The organism is Streptomyces sp. NPDC001108 (assembly GCF_053598535.1).
Genome location: NZ_JBSFKL010000001.1, coordinates 229,431 through 246,183, shown reverse-complemented (window position 1 = coordinate 246,183; position 16,753 = coordinate 229,431). Strand labels below are relative to the sequence as shown.

Sequence of the window (16,753 nt, the reverse complement as noted above, 5' to 3'; positions counted from 1 at the left end):
GTGGGACATGCACAGACGCATCGCCGTGCTCGCCGCGGCGGGAGCGGTCGGCGTCACCGTCGCGGTGACACCGGCCGCGCACGCGGAAGGGCGCGGGGACATCCGGATCACCCGGACCGTCGTCAACAACGGCGACAACGTGATCGTCGGGATCAAGAACATCAAGCGGTTCCCGATCACCATGACGATCAAGGACGACTCGGGGGTGAAGTACGTCAGTGATGTGTCCGCGTTCAACGCGAAGAACACCCACGGACCGGTGTCGTACCTCGGGACGACCTGCCGGAAGACCAGTGCGACGGTCTCGGTGTGCACGGCGACGATGGAGATCGACCCGGCCTGGATCGACCCCTACGGCAGCGGCAACCGGGGCTGGAACGCCAACGACGTCGCGGGGGAGTGGCAGGTGAACGCGACGGTCCACGCCAACGACCGCGACTACTGGATCTCGGACCGCATCGCCCTGTTCAAGATGAAGCGCGCCGCGACCCTCACCACCGACGCCACGCCCGAACCGGTGCGCAAGGGAGGCACGCTCACCGTCACGGGGAAGCTGTCCCGGGCCAACTGGGCGGACCTGAAGTACCACGCGTACACCAAGCAGGTGGTCAAGCTCCAGTACAAGAAGCCCGGCGGCAGGTACAGCACGGTGAAGACCGCGACCACCGACAGCAGGGGCCACCTCCGCGCGACGGTGCGGGCCACGGCCCCGGGCAGCTGGCGCTGGGCCTTCCTCGGCACCGCCACGACCATGAAGGTCGTCTCGACGGGTGACGCCGTCACGGTGAAGTGACCGCGCGGCGGGCCGGGCGACCGGCCCGCCGTCAGGGCTCGATCGTCAGCACCTCGTCCACGCTCCGGCGCGGCGTGGGCGGGCCCGTGGGGCCGTAGCCGAGGCGCAGGAGCATCTGCGGATGCCCCGTGCCGAGGACCGGGTCGCGCAGCAGACGGCGCAGCTCCGGCCATTCGAGGGGCTGGGTCGCGAACGAGGCGACGAGTCCGTGCGTCACCGCGGTCAGCAGGACGCGCTCCAGTGCCTGACCGGCCCGCAGCCAGTCCGCCGGGCGGTCGCGCGAGGTGCGCAGCAGGGCGAGCTGCGGCCGGTCCTCGAATAGGGCGTGGGCCCGGCCCGGGACGGGCTCGGTGCCCGCGAAGTCCCGGTTCAGCGCCCGGCCCGACGCGTCGGTGGGGCCGAAGGCGTAGTCCGGGACGCCGTCCACCGGGACCCGGGCGTCGGTGTTCCGGGTCCAGTAGCGCTGCTCCGCCTCCCGCGCCGGGTCCGACAGGTCGAGCGCCTCGGCGTCCCGGATCAGGACGAGCACGCCCTCCAGCGCTTCCGGCGGCAGGAAGGCGAACGAGACGTCCTCCCGGCGGGCCGCCCCGGCGAGGAGGTCCCGGACGTCGTCGGGGACCACCCGGTCGTCGAACGGATAGCGGCTGGTGCGGCGGAGCCGGATCGCCGGGTGCAGCGCGGCGAGCGCCGCGTCCCCCGGATCCCCGGCCCGGCCCGGGTCCAGGCGGACCGTCGCCAGCAGCTCCGGATCGACCGGGCGCGGGAACGGCGTGGTCACCGCCGTGAGGCCCCGGTGGGCCGCCGAGACCCGGAGGTTCAGCAGCGCCGCCCCGCACCCCACGTGCAGACCGCGCGTGGACGGATCGGCCTCCGGCATCTCACGGCCGAACTCCGCCCGCAGCGCGAGCGTCCGGCTGGAGCGCCGGAACCGGAACCGCCAGGGCTGGGCGTTGTGCATCGACGGGGCCGCGACGGCATCGCCGACCAGCTCCCGCAGCATGGCGTCGTCGACCGGCCGCACCGGCATCCGAGACCTCCCACGACACGGCACAGGGGTGTCCCTCCACCCTCCCACGTCCGGCCCGCCCCGGCCGGGCGTCCCTCACTCCGCGCGCTCGACGAGGTACGGGAACAGCGCCAGGATCTCGCCGAGCGCGACCGGGGCGAGCGGAACGCTCTCCAGCTCGCGGCGCGCCCCGTCCAGCTGCCGGTGCGCCTCGGCCAGGGCGGCGGCGCGGCCCCCCGCCTCCTCGGCCAGTCCGGCCGCCCGGCGGGCGTCGGCGGCGCCGAGCGGCTCCCCGGCGCCGAGCAGCGCGGCCAGCCGGCCGGCGGCGGGGTGGTCCGAGGCCAGCGCGGCGAGGACCGGGTACGTCTTCTTCAGCCGGCGCAGATCGCTGTGCACCGGCTTGCCCGTGACCTCGGAGTCGCCCCAGGCGCCGAGCAGGTCGTCCACCACCTGGAAGGCCACCCCGAGGTGCCGGCCCGCCCGGCACAGCGCGTCCGCCGTCGCCGCCGGGGCCCCGGCGAGCACCGCGCCCAGGCCCGCCGCGCAGCCGAGCAGCGCCCCGGTCTTGTGCTCCGCCATCCACCGGTACTCGTGCGGCTGGACCGCCTCGGGGCCGAGCCACGGCCGGGACTCGAAGAGCAGGTCGTCGGCCTGGCCGCGGACCAGGTCGGCCAGGGTCGAGGCGAGCAGCCGTACCGCGGGTGCGCTGTGCTCCGCCGGTGCCTCGGCGAGGGTCTGCACGGCCAGGGCGAAGAGCGCGTCGCCCGCGAGGATCGCCGGGCCGGTGCCGTACTCCTTCCACACGGTGGCGCGCTGCCTGCGGGTCTCGTCGCCGTCCATGATGTCGTCGTGGAGGAGCGAGAAGACATGGACCAGCTCCACCGCGACCGCGCCGGGCACCGCGTCCCGCGCCGGTGCCCCGGCCGCCCCGGCGCCGAGCAGGGTGAGGGCCTGGCGGATGCCCTTGCCCTGCGAACCCGGGGCCGGGGTGCCGTCCACCCGCTCCCAGCCGAGCGAGAAGGCGGCCATCTCCGCGTGCCACGGATGCAGCCGGTTCACGGCCCGCACCAGCGCCGGGCGGACCTGCTCGCGGCAGCGGGAGAGGACCTCCACCACGGGGAGCTGCTGGGTCGTGGGCGATGCGGTCATCGTCGTCAGCCCTCCTGGGTGGTGCCGGCCGGTGCCACGCCGAGTTCGGCGTACGCCTTGTCGACCATCTCGCGGGCGTTGAGCAGCCCGATCCGGTCGAGGGTGCGGCGCAGCCCGTCCAGGTCCGCCGCGGTCTCGGCCCGGTCCCGGCCGAGCCGGGCCAGCGCCTTGACCAGGCCGAGCCGGGCCAGCGCCTCGCCCCTGGGCTCGGTCATCGCGCGGAACTCCTCCAGCGCCCCCGCGTAGCCGTCCCGCGCCTCCTCGTAACGCCCGGCCCGGAACAGGACGTTGGCGCGCATCTTGTGGTTGTAGGCGAGCGCGCTGGACAGCTTCATCTCACGGCAGGTTGTCTCCGCCTCCGCGAGGAGGGCCAGGGCCCGCTCCGGGTCGTCCCGCAGCGAGACGATGTCGGCCATCCCGCGCAGCGCCCAGGCCCGGCCCCGCCGGTCGTCCGCGTTCCCGGCGAGCTCGGCCGCCTCCTCGAACATGGCCAGGGCGGTGTCGAGCGAGCCGGTGTTGCGGTGGATCTGGGCTATGCCCTCCAGCGCCCACACGGTGTGGCGCGCCTCGCCGCGTGCCCGCGCCTCGGCCAGCAGCTGTTCGTGCAGCTCCGCGACCTTCCGGTAGTCGCCCTGGATGCGTCCGGTCTCGGCGAGGCCCGCCAGGGAGTAGCCCCGGGCGACGATGTCGCCGCCGCGCTTGCCCATGTCGGCCGCGAGCCCCAACAGCCGGAAGGCCAGACGGAGTTCACCGCGCTGCCGGGCCAGGGTGCCGCCGCTCCACAGCGCCCAGGCCATCGCCCCGAGGTCGTCGGCCGAACGTGCGGAGCGGTAACTGGCCTTCCAGGCCCGGTCGGCCTCGGCCACGTTGCCGAGCCTGCGGTGCGCCTCGGCGACCGCGAGCCCGCACCGGGCCACCTCCTGCCGCGATCCGGAGCGCTCGGCCTCCTCCAAGTGGCGTATGCCTTCGGCGAGTACGTCGGTGAGGGAGGAGTTCACGGACATCTTGGTGAGGGCGCCCTGGTACTCGGGCGCCAGTGCCTTGCTCTGCATGGGGGCCTTCCTGCACGGCCGGATCATGACGGAAGGCAACTATGCACTCTATGTATACATGAAGCGCATAGTTGCCCCGTGGTCTGGCCTGGTGACTCGTGGGGATCGGGCGCACTGTGGTGCTTGTGCTGCATGTGGTGCGGGCGGAGCGGATGCTGCTGGTATTGCTGGTGGTGCGCCGCCCTGTTGTTGATCAAGACGACACCCGCGCCCCGAAGGTTGCTCCGTGCCCGACAGAAGTCGACTTCGGTGTGCCGATGGGGGTGAGGAGCGTCCGGTGGCGCGCCACCGGCCCCTTCTGGCTAAGCTCGACGGGGGGCCCGGTACTGGACGGAGACTCCGATGAGGACGTTCTACGAACCGCGTGACGTGCCCCCGCGCCTCGCCACCGGCGCGTTCATCCTGAACTCGGGCGTGGGCAAGCTGAAGGCCGACGCCGAGACGGCCCAGGGGCTGCACGGCATGGCCTGCGTCGCCTACCCGTTCCTGGAGCGGATCGGGCCCGAGCGGTTCACCCGGCTGCTCGCCTGGTCGGAGATCACGGTCGGCGCGGCGCTGCTCGCCCCGTGCGTACCCACCCGACTGGCCGGGCTGGCGCTGACCGGACTCTCCGGTGGCCTGGTCGGGCTGTATCTACGGGTTCCCGGCATGCGGGAGCCCGGAAGCCTCCGGCCCACCCAGGACGGCATCCCGCTGGCCAAGGACTCCTGGATGCTCGGCATCGGCCTGGGTTTCCTGGGCGCCGGGTCCTGCCGCCGCAGGGGGGTTCGCACACCCAAGGAGCGATCATGAACGAGTCCGACGAACTCCGCAGCCGAGTGCAGCAGTTGAGAGCCAAGGCGAAGGACCTGAACGCCGAGGCCGAGCGCGCCACCGACCCCGAGAAGCGCCGCCGCCTGAAGGAGAAGGCCGACCGGATCGCGTCGGAGAGCGAGCAGGTCAGCGGCATGGCGAGCGGGGACATCCGCCCCATGGAGTAGGCCCGTCCCGCAGCGGCCGGGACAGTGGCCGGGGCGCGGGCGGGGAATGCCCGCGCCCCGCGCGCGTTGGACCATGGTGTGAGCTCCCTGATCGCATCCACCCGGTTCTCCGTGCTCGACCGCTCCCGCGTCCGCGAGGGCCACGCCCCCGGCCAGGCGCTGCGCGACACGGTGCGCCTGGCCCGGGAGGCCGAAAGGCTCGGCTACCACCGGTTCTGGGTCTCCGAGCACCACGGTGTACCGGGCGTCGCGGGATCGGCGCCGACCGTGCTCGCCGCGGCGGTGGCGGCCGCCACCGGCACCATCCGGGTCGGAACCGGCGGCGTGATGCTGCCCAACCACCGGCCCCTGGTGGTGGCCGAGCAGTTCGGCGTACTGGAGTCGCTCTTCCCCGGCCGGATCGACCTGGGCGTCGGCCGCTCGGTGGGCTTCACCGACGGCATCCGGCGGGCGCTCGGCCAGGACCGGTCGGCCGCCGACGGCTTCGCCGGACAGCTCGACGAACTCCTCGGCTGGCTGGACGGTACCCAGCGGGCCCATCCGCAGGTCCACGCCCTGCCCGCCGAAGGACTGCGCATCCCCCCGTTCGTGCTCGCCACCGGCGAGGGCGCGGGCATCGCGGCCCGGGCGGGTCTGCCCCTGGTGATCGGCGACCTCCGGGGCCGGGAGAAGCTGCTCGCCGCCGTCGAACGCTACCGGCGGGAATTCCGCCCCTCGGCCCGGGCGGCGGAACCCTACGTGATCGTGGCGGGCACCGTGGCGCTCGCCGGGACCACCGAGGAGGCCCGGCGCATCCTGATCCCGGAGGCGTGGTCCATGGCGTACTCACGGACCCACGGCGTCTTCCCGCCGCTCGAACCCGCCGAGCGGATCGAGGCACGGACCATGACGGACAAGGAGCGCCACCTTTACGAAAGGGGCCTGCGCGGCCACCTCCATGGCACCGAGGAGGAGGTCGCCGAGCAGCTGGAGACCGTCATCGAACGGACCGGCGCCGACGAAGTGCTCGTCACGACCAGCACGTACGACCGCGCCGCCCTGATCGACTCCCTGCGCCGGCTGGCCCGGATCGCGCGGCTCACCCCCCGCCCGGACACCCCCTAACGGCTCAACAGCGCCTCGGCGATGGTGATCTGGGCCGGGTCCAGGGCCCTCTCGCCGTCCTCGACGTCCCACAGCGCGTTCTGCAGGACCCGGCCCAGCGTCCAGCCGGTCGCCCGCTGCCGGTCCAGGCCCAGCACCTCGGTCAGCTGGTCGAAGCGGCGGAGCACGGTGCCGGTCACGTCGCCGGTCGCCTCCGCCTCGGCCCAGCGGTTGTGCAGGGCCGGGAGCAGATCGAACCCGGGGTCGCCCGAGAGGGGTTCGGGGTCGATGGCGAGCCAGGGCTCGCGTTCGCCCGCAAGGACGTTGTCGTAGTGCAGGTCCCAGTGCAGCAGCCGGTCCCCGGGCTCCGAGAGGAGGTCGGAGACCGCCGAGGCGCAGGTGCGCAGCAACTGTTGTCCGGCGCGGTCGTGCAGCATCGGTACGGCGCGCGGTGCCCCGTCCACCAGCGCCGCGCCCACCTCGGCAAGGGTGCGGATCCCCGGCGGCGCGGCCACCGCGACCAGCCGGGCCAGCAGCTCGGCGAGGATCTGGACGGCGGCCACGTCGTCGGCCACGACCGACAACGGCCGCTCCGCGTCAAGCCGTTCCAGCAGCATCGTGCCGCTGTCCTCGTCGTGGTCGAGCAGCCGCACCACTCCGTCACCGTTCCACACCCGCAGCCCCGTGGCGGCCCCGGCGTTGTCCTCCGTGACCTGCTGGAGCTTCAGCACGGCGGGCATCCCGTCCGCGCGGGTCACCGGCAGCACCAACGAGGCCATGCCGTGCGCCGGGGCACCGTCCGGCCGCAGGGCCCAGCGGTCCAGGAACTCCGCCCCCAGCGCGGGCAGCGCGGCCAGCCAGGCACGGCCGGACTCACCGCCGCTCGCACCGTACGAGGCGATGAAGGCGGCGGGCACGTCGAGGGGCATGCGGTCCACCTTAGGGCCTGGCATCGTGGCCGAGGCGTGTCGGTGGCCCGGGAGCGGCCCGTCGGCCGCCAAGGTGAGGGCATGAAGAGCGCTGACCTTTTGACCGACGCGTTCAACCGCGTCCAGGAGACCGTGCATTCGGCGGTCGAGGGACTGTCCCTCACCGACCTCCATGCCCGGATCGGCAGCAGGGCGAACTCGATCGCCTGGCTGGTGTGGCATCTCACCCGGGTCCAGGACGACCACGTCGCGGACGCCGCGGGCATCGAACAGGTGTGGTTCCGGGACGACTGGGTCGGCCGGTTCCGCCTGCCCTTCGCGGGCGAGGCCACCGGCTACGGACACACCAGCGCGGACGTCTCCGCGCTCCGGGTCGAGTCGGGCGAACTGCTCCTCGGCTACTACGACGCCGTCCACGAACAGACCCTCGACTTCGTGAGCGAACTGGACGGCCGCACCCTGAACGACGTCGTCGACGAATCCTGGTCGCCGCCGGTGACCCTCGGCGTACGGCTGATCAGCGTCATCTCGGACGACCTCCAGCACGCCGGCCAGGCGGCCTTCGTCCGGGGCGTGCTGGGACACGGATAGCGCCGGCCGCCCCGGGGCCCGGAAAACCGGATGAGAACCGGGCCCGGGCGGTGATGGGATGGCGCGATGCGAATCGATGTGCCGACAGCCGTGGACCGGGGCGACTACCCCGCGGCGAGAACACCGTGGGAACGGGACGAGTGGCGGGCGGACGTCCTGGGCTGGGCGGAGCACGCCCTCGCCGCCCACGGGTTGCGGGAGACCGGGCCCCGGGCGGTACGGCTGCGGCCGTGGTCCGTACTGGTCCGGATGACCGTCGGGAGCGGCCGCGCCGTCTGGTTCAAGGCCAACCCGCCCGGCAGCGCCTTCGAGGCGGGGCTCACCGAGGCCCTGGCCCGCTGGGTGCCGGGGCGGGTGCTCACCCCGCTCGCCGTGGACGCGGACCGGGGCTGGGTGCTCCTCCCGGAGGGCGGCACGCTCTTCCGGGACGCGCTCGACGCGGCCACCGGTGCCGCCGCCGATCCCCGCGCCTGGGAGGAGCCGCTGCGCCAGTACGCGGCGGTGCAGCGCGCACTCGTCCCGCACACCGGCGAGATCGCGGCGCTCGGAGTGCCCCGTGCCCCCGCCACCGTGCTCCCGGACCTCTTCGACCTCGCCGTACGGCACAACACCGCGCTGGAGCCCGAGGAGCGGCGGACGCTGGAGGAGCTGCGGCCCCGGCTCGTCGGCTGGTGCGAGGAGCTCGCCGCGACGGGCATCGCCGACACCCTCGACCACAGCGATCTCCACGACGGCCAGCTCTTCGCACCCGAACAGGGCCGCTACACCTTCTTCGACTGGGGCGACGCGCTGATCGGCCACCCCTTCCACAGCTTCCTCATCCCCGCCCGCGACGCCCGCGAACGGTTCGGCCCCGAAGCCCTGCCCCGGCTGCGGGACGCGTACCTGGAGGCGTGGACGGGCGACGGGCACACCCGGGCCGAGCTGCGGCGGGCGCTGAGCCTGGCCTGGCGGCTCGGGGCGATCGGCCGGGCGGGCGCCTGGGGCCGGCTCTTCCCGGGCACGGCCGACGACCTCGGCGGGGCCGGTGACCCGGAGGGCGCCTACTGGCTGCGCGAACTCGCCGCCGAACCGCCGCTGTAGTCCGCGCCTTCAGACGCCGGCCCCCAGCCGCCGCGCCACGGCCCCGGCCAGCGGATAGACCCGCTCGGGCGGCAGCAGCCGCTGCGCCTGGGCGGCCCGGCCGTTCTGCCGCAGCTCGGCGATCCTACGGACCGTCGGTGTCACGTCGGTGATCCCGGTGACCCACTCCTCGGCGAACGTGCGGACCAGCCCGCGCCCCACCCCGACCTGGATGCTGTAGTGATTGAGCGCCGCCCCGCGCAGCGAACGCTCCGGGTCCCACTGGACGTGCACCTCGGCCCCGGCGATCGCCGCCGCACCGGCCGTCGTCGGCACCGCCCGCGACAGCGCCTCCTCCCAGCCCTCCCGGGTGATCCGCACCGCGAGGACACGTTCCTGACCGGGCTTGCGCGCCCAGTTGCTGCGGTGCATCAGCCAGAGGAACGACGGCTTGATCCACGTCATCCGGCCGAACGAGAACGGCGGCACGAACCGCTGCGCCCGCAGGGCCGGACCGGCGATCGCCGGGGAGTACGCCTGGTACACCACGATGGTGCGGGGGTCGTAGTCGGCGCGTATCACGTACGGGGAGGTCATGTCCGGAGGCTTTCACCCCATTGACCGCCCGGCGACCGGTTTTTCCACCGCCGGAAGCGGGCGTGGAGGCCGATTCCGTGCGGAGGTGCGAGAGTTGTCCACGTGGCAGGACGCGCCCCCACCGGTCCGCGTGGCGCGACGACGAAACGACGACGGGACACCTTCATGCCTCTCCAGGGAGAGTACGAGCCGAGCCCCCAGCAGTGGGTCCGCGACCAGGTCGAGCTGTACGAGGGCTCCGGCGGAACCGAGGGCACCACGATGCGGGACATGCCCGTGATCATCCTCACCACCCGGGGGGCCCGCAGCGGGAAGATCCGCAAGACCCCGCTGATGCGGGTCGAGCACGACGGGACGTACGCCGTGGTCGCCTCGCAGGGCGGTGCCCCCACCCACCCGTTCTGGTACCACAACCTCGTGGCCGACCCCCGCGTCGAGCTCCAGGACGGCCCGGTGCGCCAGGACATGAACGCCCGCGAGGTCACCGGCGAGGAGAAGGACCGCTGGTGGCGGCGCGCGGTCGAGGCGTTCCCGGACTACGCCGACTACCAGCGCAAGACGGACCGGCAGATCCCGGTCTTCGTCCTCGAACCGGCCGACCGGCCCCACTGAACCGGCCCGCCCCGGCCCCTCCGCCGGACGGCCGATCAGGACGCGCGCCCGCACGGCCGGGCGCGCTCCAATGAACGGGTGACCGCACCCCCGGACGACTGCCTCGCGCGCAACGAGTGGATCTGCGGGGCCTATCTCACCAGCCGCCGCGGGATCCTCCGGGACGCCGTGGTGCAGCACGTCCAGCTCACCGCGGTCTCGGTCCTCATCGGACTCGCCGTCGCCGTGCCGCTCGCCCTCGCGGCCCGGCGGTGGCGCTGGGCCACGGGCCCCGTGCTCGGCCTGACGACCGTCCTGTACACCGTGCCGTCGCTCGCCATGTTCTCGCTGCTGCTGCCGGTCTACGGGCTCTCCGCCTCGCTCGTCGTCACCGGGCTCGTGCTGTACTCGCTCACCCTGCTCGTCCGCAACATCCTCGCCGGGCTGCGCGCCGTGCCCGAGGAGACCCGGCAGGCCGCCCGCGGCATGGGCTACGGGCCGCTGCGCCTGCTGCTCACCGTGGAACTGCCCCTCGCCCTGCCCGCCGCCATGGCCGGGCTGCGGATCGCGACCGTCTCCGCCGTCTCCCTGGTCACCGTCGGCGCGATCGTCGGCTACGGCGGACTCGGCAACCTCATCTACTCCGGGATGAACACCTACTTCAGGGCCCAGGTGCTCACCGCCTCCGTCCTCTGCGTCCTCATCGCCGTCACCGCCGACCTGCTGCTCCTGCTCGTCCAGCGGCAGCTGACCCCCTGGACCCGGGGCCGGTCGTGAAGACCCTCGCCGACGCCTGGTCCTGGCTCACCACCGCGGCGCACTGGTCCGGCGAGAACGGCATCACCCACCGACTGGGCCAGCACCTCTTCCTCACCGTCGTCTGCCTGCTGATCAGCAGCCTGATCGCGCTGCCCGTCGCCGTACTCCTCGGCCATCTCGGCCGGGGCGGCGCCCTCGCCGTGAACATCTCCAACATCGGCCGGGCCGTGCCCACCTTCGCCGTGCTGGTGCTGCTGCTCCTCACCCCGATCGGCGGCCACGGCGACTGGCCGACCGTCGTCGCCCTGGTGCTCTTCGCCGTACCCCCGCTGCTCACCAACGCCTACGTCGGCATGCGGGAGGTCGACCGCGACGTGGTCCGGGCCGCCCGGGGCATGGGCATGACCGGCAGACAGCTCATGCTGGGCGTCGAACTGCCGCTCGCCCTGCCGCTGATCCTCACCGGCGTACGGATCGCCGCCGTCCAACTCGTCGCGACCGCCACCCTCGCGGCCCTGGCGGGCGGCGGCGGGCTCGGCCGGATCATCACGGCCGGCTTCAACCTCGCCTCCACCCCGCAGGTGGTCGCCGGGGCGGTGCTCGTCGCGGCCTTCGCGCTGATCGTCGAAGGACTCTTCGAGGCGGGCCGGCTGCTGGCCCCCGCCCGGCTCCGCGGCGAAGGACCGCGATGAGGGCCCGCACCAAGGCCTCCGTGGTGCTGGTGCTGCTCTGGGCGGCCGCCTGCGCCACCGGCCCGGCCCTGGAGGACCGGGGCGAGGTCACCGCACCGCCCGGCGACAGCAGACACCTCACCATCGGCACCGCGGGATTCACCGAGAGCGATCTCCTCGCCCAGCTGTACGCGCTCCTGCTGGACCACGCCGGGTACACCACGAAGATCATCTCCGTCACCAACCGGGAGATCTACGAACCGGCCCTGGAGAGCGGCCGGATCGACGTCGTACCCGAGTACGCCGCCACCTTCGCCGACTGGCTGAACGCCCGGAGCAACGGCCCGGACGCCGCCCCGGCCGGTTCGCCCGACCTGGCCGCCACCATGAAGGCCCTGCGCGCGCTGGCCGTCCCCCGCGGCCTCACCGTCCTCGACCCGGGACGCGCCGTCGACCAGAACGCCTTCGCCGTCACCGCCGACCACGCGGCCCGCCACCATCTGCGGACCCTCACCGACCTGGGCCGCTCCGGGCTGCCGGTGCGTCTGGCGGCCGGTGACGAATGCGTGCAGCGGCCCTACTGCGCACCCGGGCTGAAGAAGACGTACGGGATCCGGATCACCGCCGTGGACCCCAAGGGCGTCGGCACCACCCAGGCCAAGCAGGCCGTCCGCAACGGCGAGGACCAGATGGTGCTGACCACCACGACCGACGCCACGCTCGGCGGCTTCGGCCTCGTCCTGCTCGCCGACGACCGGCACCTCCAGAACGCCGACTACATCGTCCCCGTCGTCAACCGCTCCCGGGCCGGCAGCGAGGGCGTACGCACCGCGCTGGACCGCCTCAACACCGTTCTGACCACCGCCGACCTGGCCCGGCTCAACGAACAGGTCGACAGCTGGCGGCGACTGCCCAAGGACGTCGCGCGTACGTATCTGCGCTCCAAGGGGCTCGTCCGGGGCGGCTGACTCCCCCGCTCGCCGTCGGGGCCGGTCACCTTCCGCGGTCCGGGCGGGGAGGACCGACGACATCACCGATCGCGGTTCCGAGGAAGGACATCGTCAGCCCGGCCCGCCGCTCGGCCCACCGGTGGTCGGCGGGCGGGGGAGTGCCGTAGCGGCGTCGGCGGATGTCGTCCACGACCTCGGCGGGGGCGCCCAGTCCGGCGAGCACGTCGAGCGCCTCGCCCTTGGTGATCAGCCTGCCGTCCCGCAGGGTCACCGTCGCCCGGGCCAGGGTCAGCAGGCCGAGGTCCACCCAGATGTCGCGCGTCCACCGCTCCGGGTGGTCCAGGGCCGGCCGCCAGAAGGTGCGCAGGTCCTCGACGACGAAGTCGGCGAGCTGCCGGTCGGTCACCGGCGGCAGGACTTCGGCGGGCGGCGGGCCGTACAGGACACGTCCGAAGGCGTGCAGCTCGCGTCGGGTCACGGGGGTGACCGGACGGTGGAGCAGCTCCTGATGGGCCCAGGCCAGGTGCGGACGAGCGGGGTCGTCCAGTTCGGCGGCGACCGGATAGGCGCAGTGCAGCCCGGACGCGAGCGGGACGGCACCGTCCAGGCGCTCGTGCATTGTGCCCAGGCGCTGTTCCTCCGTCGCCGTGCAGGGCCGCTCCAGGACCGCGATCAGGTCGAGATCGCTGCGGCCCGGCTGGTAGTCGCCCCCGGCGAGCGACCCGTGGGCCCACACCGCGACCAGCGGTACGACGGGGCGCAGGTCATCGATGAAGCGGTCGAGGAGCTGTTCGGTGGGCCGATCGGCCGTTTCGGTCATGGGGACAGTCTGGCCGTCCGGCGGGACACGGCAAGGGTCCGGCACCGGGTCGGGTCCGGGCCCGGCGCCGGGGCCCTCAGGCGTCCGCGACCGAGTCGAACCGCACCTCGTCCCGGGCCACGCCCCGGGCGTCCGCGTCGACCGAGCGGCGCAGCGCCTCGTGCAGCCGGGCCGGGGTCAGCACGCCCAGGAAGCGGGCCCCGTCCAGGACCGCGACCCAGCCCGCGTCGTGCTGGAGCATCTCGCTGAACGCCTGCTTCAGCGGCGCCCCGACCGGCACCCAGGCATCCATCCGGCGGGCCAGTTCGCCGACCGTGCCGTGGTCCCCGGCGATCCGCAGCGCGTCCGCCGCCACCCAGCCGTGCAGCTCGCCCGCCCCGCTCAGCACCACCGCCCAGCGGGCGCCCGCGGCCCCCAGCCGGGCCGCCGCGACGCCGGCCGGCTCGTCCAGCCGGGCGACCGGCGGCTCCTCCAGGTCGGCCGGCTCGATCGCGGTGACCGAGAGCCGCTTCAGCCCCCGGTCGGCGCCCACGAACCGGGCCACGTAAGGGGTCGCGGGGGCCCCGAGCACGGCGCCCGGAGTGTCGAACTGCTCGATGCGCCCGGCCCCGTACACCGCGATCCGGTCGCCCATCCGGACCGCCTCCTCGATGTCGTGGGTGACCATCAGGACCGTCTTGCGGACCCGCGACTGAAGGCTCAGGAACTCGTTCTGCAGCCGCTCGCGCACCACCGGGTCGACCGCGCCGAACGGCTCGTCCATCAGCAGCACCGGCGGATCCGCGGCCAGCGCCCGCGCCACCCCCACCCGCTGGCGCTGCCCGCCGGAGAGCTGCGCGGGATAGCGAGAGCCGTACGTCTTGGGGTCCAGCCCCACCAGGTCCAGCAGTTCGGCCGCCCGCGCCCGGGCCCGCGCCCGTTTCCAGCCCACCAGCGAAGGGACGGTCGCCGTGTTGTCGAGGACGGTGCGGTGCGGGAAGAGCCCCACCTGCTGGATGACGTAGCCGATCCGTCGGCGCAGCCGCACCGGATCGATCCCGGAGATGTCCTCGCCGTCGAGGAGGATCCGGCCCGACGTCGGCTCGATCAGTCGGTTCACCATCATCATCGTGGTGGTCTTGCCACAGCCGGACGGACCCACCAGGGTGACCAGCTCCCCCTCCGCGACCTCGAAGGACAGGTCGTCGACCGCGCTGGTGCCGTCCGGATACACCTTCCCGACCTGCTCGAACCGGATCATGCCTGCACGGTAGGGGGCACCGCGGGACCCGGCACCCGGGCCGCGGCCGTCCGGGTCACGGCCGTGTGCTGAACTGTCCGTGGCACAACTGATTCAGGAGCACCTTGTGAGCAGCTACCGGCAACCCGGCATCGTCTTCACCGACCGCTACTTCACGGTCCCGCTCGACCACGGCGACCCCGGCGGCGAGCAGATCGAGGTCTTCGGCAGGGAGGCCGTGGCGAGCGGCCGGACCGGCGAGGAGCTGCCGTGGCTGGTCTACCTGGAGGGCGGCCCCGGCTTCGGCGCCCGGCGCTTCGTCGGCGCGGAGGCCTGGCTCGGCCGGGCCGTCCGGGAATTCCGGGTGCTCCTGCTCGACCAGCGCGGCACCGGCCTTTCCACCCCCGCCAACCGGCAGACCCTGCCGCTGCGCGGCGGCCCGCGCGAGCAGGCCGACTACCTCACGCACTTCCGGTCCGACAGCATCGTGCGCGACTGCGAGCTGATCCGCCCGCAGCTCACCGGCGGTGAGCCGTGGACGGTCCTGGGCCAGTCCTTCGGCGGCTTCTGCGCCGTCCGCTATCTTTCGGCCGCGCCCGAGGGGCTCAAGGCCGTCCTCATCACCGGCGGGCTGCCCTCCCTCGACGCCCACGCCGACGACGTCTACCGTGCCGCGTACCCCCGGATCGAACGCAAGGTAGCCGCCCACTACGCCCGCTACCCGCAGGACGTCGAGCGCGCCCGGGAGATCGCCGCCCATCTGCTGGAACGCCCCGTCGAGAGCGCCGGGCACCGGCTGACCGTCGAGTCGTTCCAGTCGCTCGGCATCATGCTGGGCGGCGGCAGCGGCAGCCACCAGCTGCACTACCTGCTGGAGAACGCCTTCGTCCGCACCCCGCACGGCACCGAACTCTCCGACACCTTCCAGGAGGCGCTGCGGACCGCCACCTCCTTCGCCGGGCACCCGCTCTACGCGCTGATGCACGAGGCGATCTACGGGCAGGACGCCCGGCCCACCGCCTGGTCCGCCGAGCGGGTCCGCGCCGAGTTCCCGCGGTTCGACGCCGCCGAGGCGCTGAAGGGCGACGGCCCGGTGCTGTTCACCGGCGAGAGCATCCACCCCTGGCACTTCGAGGTGGACCCCGCGCTGCGTCCGCTGCGCGAGACCGCCGAGCTGCTCGCCGCCCGCACCGACTGGGCCCCGCTGTACGACGGCGAGCGCCTGGCGGCCAACGAGGTGCCGGTCGCGGCGGCCGTATACCACGACGACATGTACGTCGACACCGCGCACGCGCTGAGTACCGCCGCCGCGATCCGGGGCCTGCGCACCTGGGTCACCGACGAGTACGAGCACGACGGGGTCCGCGCGGGCGGCCCGAAGGTCCTGGACCGGCTGCTGGCCCTGGTCCGCGACGAGATCTGAGCGCGCCCACGACGCGCGGAGCCGGTCGCACCGTACGGTCCGGTGCGACCGGCTCCCACGCCGCGGAACGGGTCAGGCGTGACGGTTCTGCAGGGCGTGCAGCGTGTCGGCGAGCCCGGTGGCCGAGCGCGGCGCCCGGTTGTACGGGAGCTTCGACAGGACGGCCGCCATGCCGCAGGTGTTGGAGACGGCCGAGAACACCAGGCCGGAGCCGACCCCGGCGGAGATCCAGCGCGCGGCGGGGAACCGCACCCCGGCGAGCAGTCCGGCCACCACGAGCGAACCGGCGGCGAGCCGGACCTGGCGTTCCATCGGCCAGGTGGTGCGCGCCCCGGCGGGCTGCGCGACGGCACGGCCCTCGGCCTCCCAGGCGGAGGTGCCGCCGGTGAGCGTCACGGCCTCGATGTCGGCGGCGGCGAGGATGTCGCAGGCGCGGGTGGAGCGGACGCCCGAGGCGCACACCAGGAGCAGCGGGCCCCGGGCGGCGGCGGACTTCAGCGCGGGCACGGCCTCGGAGAGGCGGTCCAGCGGGATGTTCAGCGCACCGGGGACGTGGCCGGAGGCGTACTCGCCGGGGGCGCGCACGTCGATCACGGTGAACTCCGCGAGACGGGCCGCGGCCTGGGCGGGGGAGAGGGATGCGGGGCTGGTCACGAGCAGTGATTCCTTTCGTTCACCGGGAGAGGAGGGATGCGGTCCCTCCCTCCCCGGTCAGGTTAGAATACCCCTTGGGGTATTGAGGAGGAGGAATTGTGGAACTCGACATGGCGGCCGACGAACTGAAGTCGGTCCTCAACCGCCTTCGCCGGGCGCAGGGCCAGCTCACCGGGATCATCAGGATGGTCGAGGAGGGGCGCGACTGCGAGGACGTGATCACGCAGATGGCGGCCGTCTCCCGGGCACTGGACCGGGCCGGGTTCGCGATCATCGCGACGGGGCTGCAGCACTGCATGGCCGACGGCGGGCAGGAGCCCGCGGACCGGGACCAGATGCGGGCCCGGCTGGAGAAGCTCTTCCTCTCGCTGGCCTGAGCCGGCCGGGGGCGGAGCGAGGGGAGGCGCGGGTTCGTTCCGCGCCT

The 16,753-nt window shown here is 73.6% G+C and carries 20 protein-coding genes; 12 read left to right on the top strand and 8 right to left on the bottom strand.

Annotation, left to right across the window (positions count from 1 at the left end; translation table 11 throughout):
• The first annotated feature begins 7 nt into the window (after window positions 1–7).
• Window positions 8–793: a hypothetical protein gene (locus tag ACWC97_RS01050; protein WP_450646634.1), complete on the top strand. Its 786-nt coding sequence runs from the start codon at window positions 8–10 to the stop codon at window positions 791–793.
• 31 nt (window positions 794–824) lie between these two features.
• On the opposite strand, the gene ACWC97_RS01045 is transcribed toward ACWC97_RS01050, so the two are convergent.
• The 3 genes from ACWC97_RS01045 to ACWC97_RS01035 form a co-directional block, all read right to left on the bottom strand.
• Window positions 825–1,820 (bottom strand): Acg family FMN-binding oxidoreductase, encoded by a 996-nt coding sequence (locus tag ACWC97_RS01045; protein ID WP_450646632.1) that lies wholly within the window; start codon window positions 1,818–1,820, stop codon window positions 825–827.
• A gap of 75 nt (window positions 1,821–1,895) precedes the next feature.
• Complete coding sequence (locus ACWC97_RS01040; RefSeq protein ID WP_450646630.1) at window positions 1,896–2,948, bottom strand: polyprenyl synthetase family protein; 1,053 nt, start codon at window positions 2,946–2,948, stop codon at window positions 1,896–1,898.
• Window positions 2,949–2,953: 5 nt separating this feature from the next.
• Window positions 2,954–4,000 (bottom strand): tetratricopeptide repeat protein, encoded by a 1,047-nt coding sequence (locus ACWC97_RS01035; protein ID WP_385215797.1) that lies wholly within the window; start codon window positions 3,998–4,000, stop codon window positions 2,954–2,956.
• Window positions 4,001–4,342: 342 nt separating this feature from the next.
• On the opposite strand from ACWC97_RS01035, the gene ACWC97_RS01030 reads away from it, so the two are divergent.
• From ACWC97_RS01030 to ACWC97_RS01020, 3 genes are all read left to right on the top strand, one after another.
• Window positions 4,343–4,792, top strand: a complete 450-nt coding sequence (locus ACWC97_RS01030) for a hypothetical protein (protein WP_352276546.1) — start codon at window positions 4,343–4,345, stop codon at window positions 4,790–4,792.
• Window positions 4,789–4,980, top strand: a complete 192-nt coding sequence (locus ACWC97_RS01025) for a DUF6381 family protein (protein WP_352276547.1) — start codon at window positions 4,789–4,791, stop codon at window positions 4,978–4,980. The genes ACWC97_RS01030 and ACWC97_RS01025 overlap by 4 nt, the downstream gene beginning before the upstream one ends.
• Window positions 4,981–5,058: 78 nt before the next feature.
• On the top strand, window positions 5,059–6,084 hold the full coding sequence (locus ACWC97_RS01020; protein WP_450646627.1) for an LLM class flavin-dependent oxidoreductase: 1,026 nt from the start codon (window positions 5,059–5,061) through the stop codon (window positions 6,082–6,084).
• On the opposite strand, the gene ACWC97_RS01015 is transcribed toward ACWC97_RS01020, so the two are convergent.
• Window positions 6,081–6,992, bottom strand: coding sequence for an aminoglycoside phosphotransferase family protein (locus tag ACWC97_RS01015; protein ID WP_450646625.1), 912 nt, complete (start codon window positions 6,990–6,992; stop codon window positions 6,081–6,083). The two genes, ACWC97_RS01020 and ACWC97_RS01015, sit on opposite strands and share 4 nt — an antisense overlap.
• Window positions 6,993–7,073: 81 nt before the next feature.
• Between ACWC97_RS01015 and ACWC97_RS01010 the strand changes: the two genes are divergently transcribed.
• A complete protein-coding gene (locus ACWC97_RS01010; protein ID WP_352276549.1) occupies window positions 7,074–7,583 on the top strand; it encodes a mycothiol transferase in 510 nt (169 codons plus the stop codon).
• A 66-nt stretch (window positions 7,584–7,649) separates the two neighbouring features.
• Window positions 7,650–8,666: a phosphotransferase gene (locus ACWC97_RS01005; protein ID WP_352276550.1), complete on the top strand. Its 1,017-nt coding sequence runs from the start codon at window positions 7,650–7,652 to the stop codon at window positions 8,664–8,666.
• Between the two features lie 9 nt (window positions 8,667–8,675).
• Here ACWC97_RS01005 and ACWC97_RS01000 read toward each other — a convergent pair whose 3' ends face one another.
• Window positions 8,676–9,242 carry a DUF4291 domain-containing protein gene (locus tag ACWC97_RS01000; RefSeq protein WP_450646622.1) on the bottom strand — a complete coding sequence of 189 codons (567 nt, stop codon included), beginning with the start codon at window positions 9,240–9,242 and terminating at the stop codon, window positions 8,676–8,678.
• Window positions 9,243–9,407: 165 nt separating this feature from the next.
• Between ACWC97_RS01000 and ACWC97_RS00995 the strand changes: the two genes are divergently transcribed.
• The 4 genes from ACWC97_RS00995 (at window position 9,408) to ACWC97_RS00980 (ending at window position 12,231) form a co-directional block, all read left to right on the top strand.
• Window positions 9,408–9,854: a nitroreductase family deazaflavin-dependent oxidoreductase gene (locus ACWC97_RS00995; protein WP_352276554.1), complete on the top strand. Its 447-nt coding sequence runs from the start codon at window positions 9,408–9,410 to the stop codon at window positions 9,852–9,854.
• 78 nt (window positions 9,855–9,932) lie between these two features.
• On the top strand, window positions 9,933–10,610 hold the full coding sequence (locus ACWC97_RS00990; protein WP_450646620.1) for an ABC transporter permease: 678 nt from the start codon (window positions 9,933–9,935) through the stop codon (window positions 10,608–10,610).
• The gene (locus ACWC97_RS00985) at window positions 10,607–11,284 is read left to right on the top strand and encodes an ABC transporter permease (RefSeq protein ID WP_352276557.1); all 678 of its coding nucleotides are present in this window, start codon (window positions 10,607–10,609) and stop codon (window positions 11,282–11,284) included. The genes ACWC97_RS00990 and ACWC97_RS00985 overlap by 4 nt, the downstream gene beginning before the upstream one ends.
• Window positions 11,281–12,231: an ABC transporter substrate-binding protein gene (locus tag ACWC97_RS00980; protein ID WP_450646618.1), complete on the top strand. Its 951-nt coding sequence runs from the start codon at window positions 11,281–11,283 to the stop codon at window positions 12,229–12,231. The genes ACWC97_RS00985 and ACWC97_RS00980 overlap by 4 nt, the downstream gene beginning before the upstream one ends.
• Before the next feature lie 25 nt (window positions 12,232–12,256).
• Here the strand turns inward: ACWC97_RS00980 and ACWC97_RS00975 are convergent, their stop codons facing one another.
• Window positions 12,257–13,033, bottom strand: a complete 777-nt coding sequence (locus ACWC97_RS00975; protein ID WP_450646616.1) for a nucleotidyltransferase domain-containing protein — start codon at window positions 13,031–13,033, stop codon at window positions 12,257–12,259.
• 76 nt (window positions 13,034–13,109) lie between these two features.
• Window positions 13,110–14,273 (bottom strand): ABC transporter ATP-binding protein, encoded by a 1,164-nt coding sequence (locus tag ACWC97_RS00970; RefSeq protein WP_352276562.1) that lies wholly within the window; start codon window positions 14,271–14,273, stop codon window positions 13,110–13,112.
• Window positions 14,274–14,379: 106 nt separating this feature from the next.
• Here ACWC97_RS00970 and ACWC97_RS00965 point away from each other — a divergent pair, with 106 nt between their 5' ends.
• A complete protein-coding gene (locus tag ACWC97_RS00965) occupies window positions 14,380–15,675 on the top strand; it encodes an alpha/beta fold hydrolase (RefSeq protein ID WP_385215770.1) in 1,296 nt (431 codons plus the stop codon).
• 72 nt (window positions 15,676–15,747) lie between these two features.
• Here ACWC97_RS00965 and ACWC97_RS00960 read toward each other — a convergent pair whose 3' ends face one another.
• Complete coding sequence (locus tag ACWC97_RS00960) at window positions 15,748–16,329, bottom strand: rhodanese-like domain-containing protein (protein WP_450646614.1); 582 nt, start codon at window positions 16,327–16,329, stop codon at window positions 15,748–15,750.
• 98 nt (window positions 16,330–16,427) lie between these two features.
• On the opposite strand from ACWC97_RS00960, the gene ACWC97_RS00955 reads away from it, so the two are divergent.
• Entirely contained in the window at window positions 16,428–16,706 is a 279-nt protein-coding gene (locus ACWC97_RS00955) for a metal-sensitive transcriptional regulator (RefSeq protein ID WP_352276566.1), read from the top strand.
• Window positions 16,707–16,753: the final 47 nt, after the last annotated feature.

What these genes read in the sequence shown, in the direction of transcription:
- ACWC97_RS01050 (WP_450646634.1), top strand. Translation starts at nt 8, where the DNA reads ATGCACAGACGCATCGCCGTGCTCGCCGCGGCGGGAGCGGTCGGCGTC.
- ACWC97_RS01045 (WP_450646632.1), bottom strand. Translation starts at nt 1,820, where the DNA reads ATGCCGGTGCGGCCGGTCGACGACGCCATGCTGCGGGAGCTGGTCGGC.
- ACWC97_RS01040 (WP_450646630.1), bottom strand. Translation starts at nt 2,948, where the DNA reads ATGACCGCATCGCCCACGACCCAGCAGCTCCCCGTGGTGGAGGTCCTC.
- ACWC97_RS01035 (WP_385215797.1), bottom strand. Translation starts at nt 4,000, where the DNA reads ATGCAGAGCAAGGCACTGGCGCCCGAGTACCAGGGCGCCCTCACCAAG.
- ACWC97_RS01030 (WP_352276546.1), top strand. Translation starts at nt 4,343, where the DNA reads ATGAGGACGTTCTACGAACCGCGTGACGTGCCCCCGCGCCTCGCCACC.
- ACWC97_RS01025 (WP_352276547.1), top strand. Translation starts at nt 4,789, where the DNA reads ATGAACGAGTCCGACGAACTCCGCAGCCGAGTGCAGCAGTTGAGAGCC.
- ACWC97_RS01015 (WP_450646625.1), bottom strand. Translation starts at nt 6,992, where the DNA reads ATGCCCCTCGACGTGCCCGCCGCCTTCATCGCCTCGTACGGTGCGAGC.
- ACWC97_RS01010 (WP_352276549.1), top strand. Translation starts at nt 7,074, where the DNA reads ATGAAGAGCGCTGACCTTTTGACCGACGCGTTCAACCGCGTCCAGGAG.
- ACWC97_RS01005 (WP_352276550.1), top strand. Translation starts at nt 7,650, where the DNA reads ATGCGAATCGATGTGCCGACAGCCGTGGACCGGGGCGACTACCCCGCG.
- ACWC97_RS01000 (WP_450646622.1), bottom strand. Translation starts at nt 9,242, where the DNA reads ATGACCTCCCCGTACGTGATACGCGCCGACTACGACCCCCGCACCATC.
- ACWC97_RS00995 (WP_352276554.1), top strand. Translation starts at nt 9,408, where the DNA reads ATGCCTCTCCAGGGAGAGTACGAGCCGAGCCCCCAGCAGTGGGTCCGC.
- ACWC97_RS00980 (WP_450646618.1), top strand. Translation starts at nt 11,281, where the DNA reads ATGAGGGCCCGCACCAAGGCCTCCGTGGTGCTGGTGCTGCTCTGGGCG.
- ACWC97_RS00975 (WP_450646616.1), bottom strand. Translation starts at nt 13,033, where the DNA reads ATGACCGAAACGGCCGATCGGCCCACCGAACAGCTCCTCGACCGCTTC.
- ACWC97_RS00970 (WP_352276562.1), bottom strand. Translation starts at nt 14,273, where the DNA reads ATGATCCGGTTCGAGCAGGTCGGGAAGGTGTATCCGGACGGCACCAGC.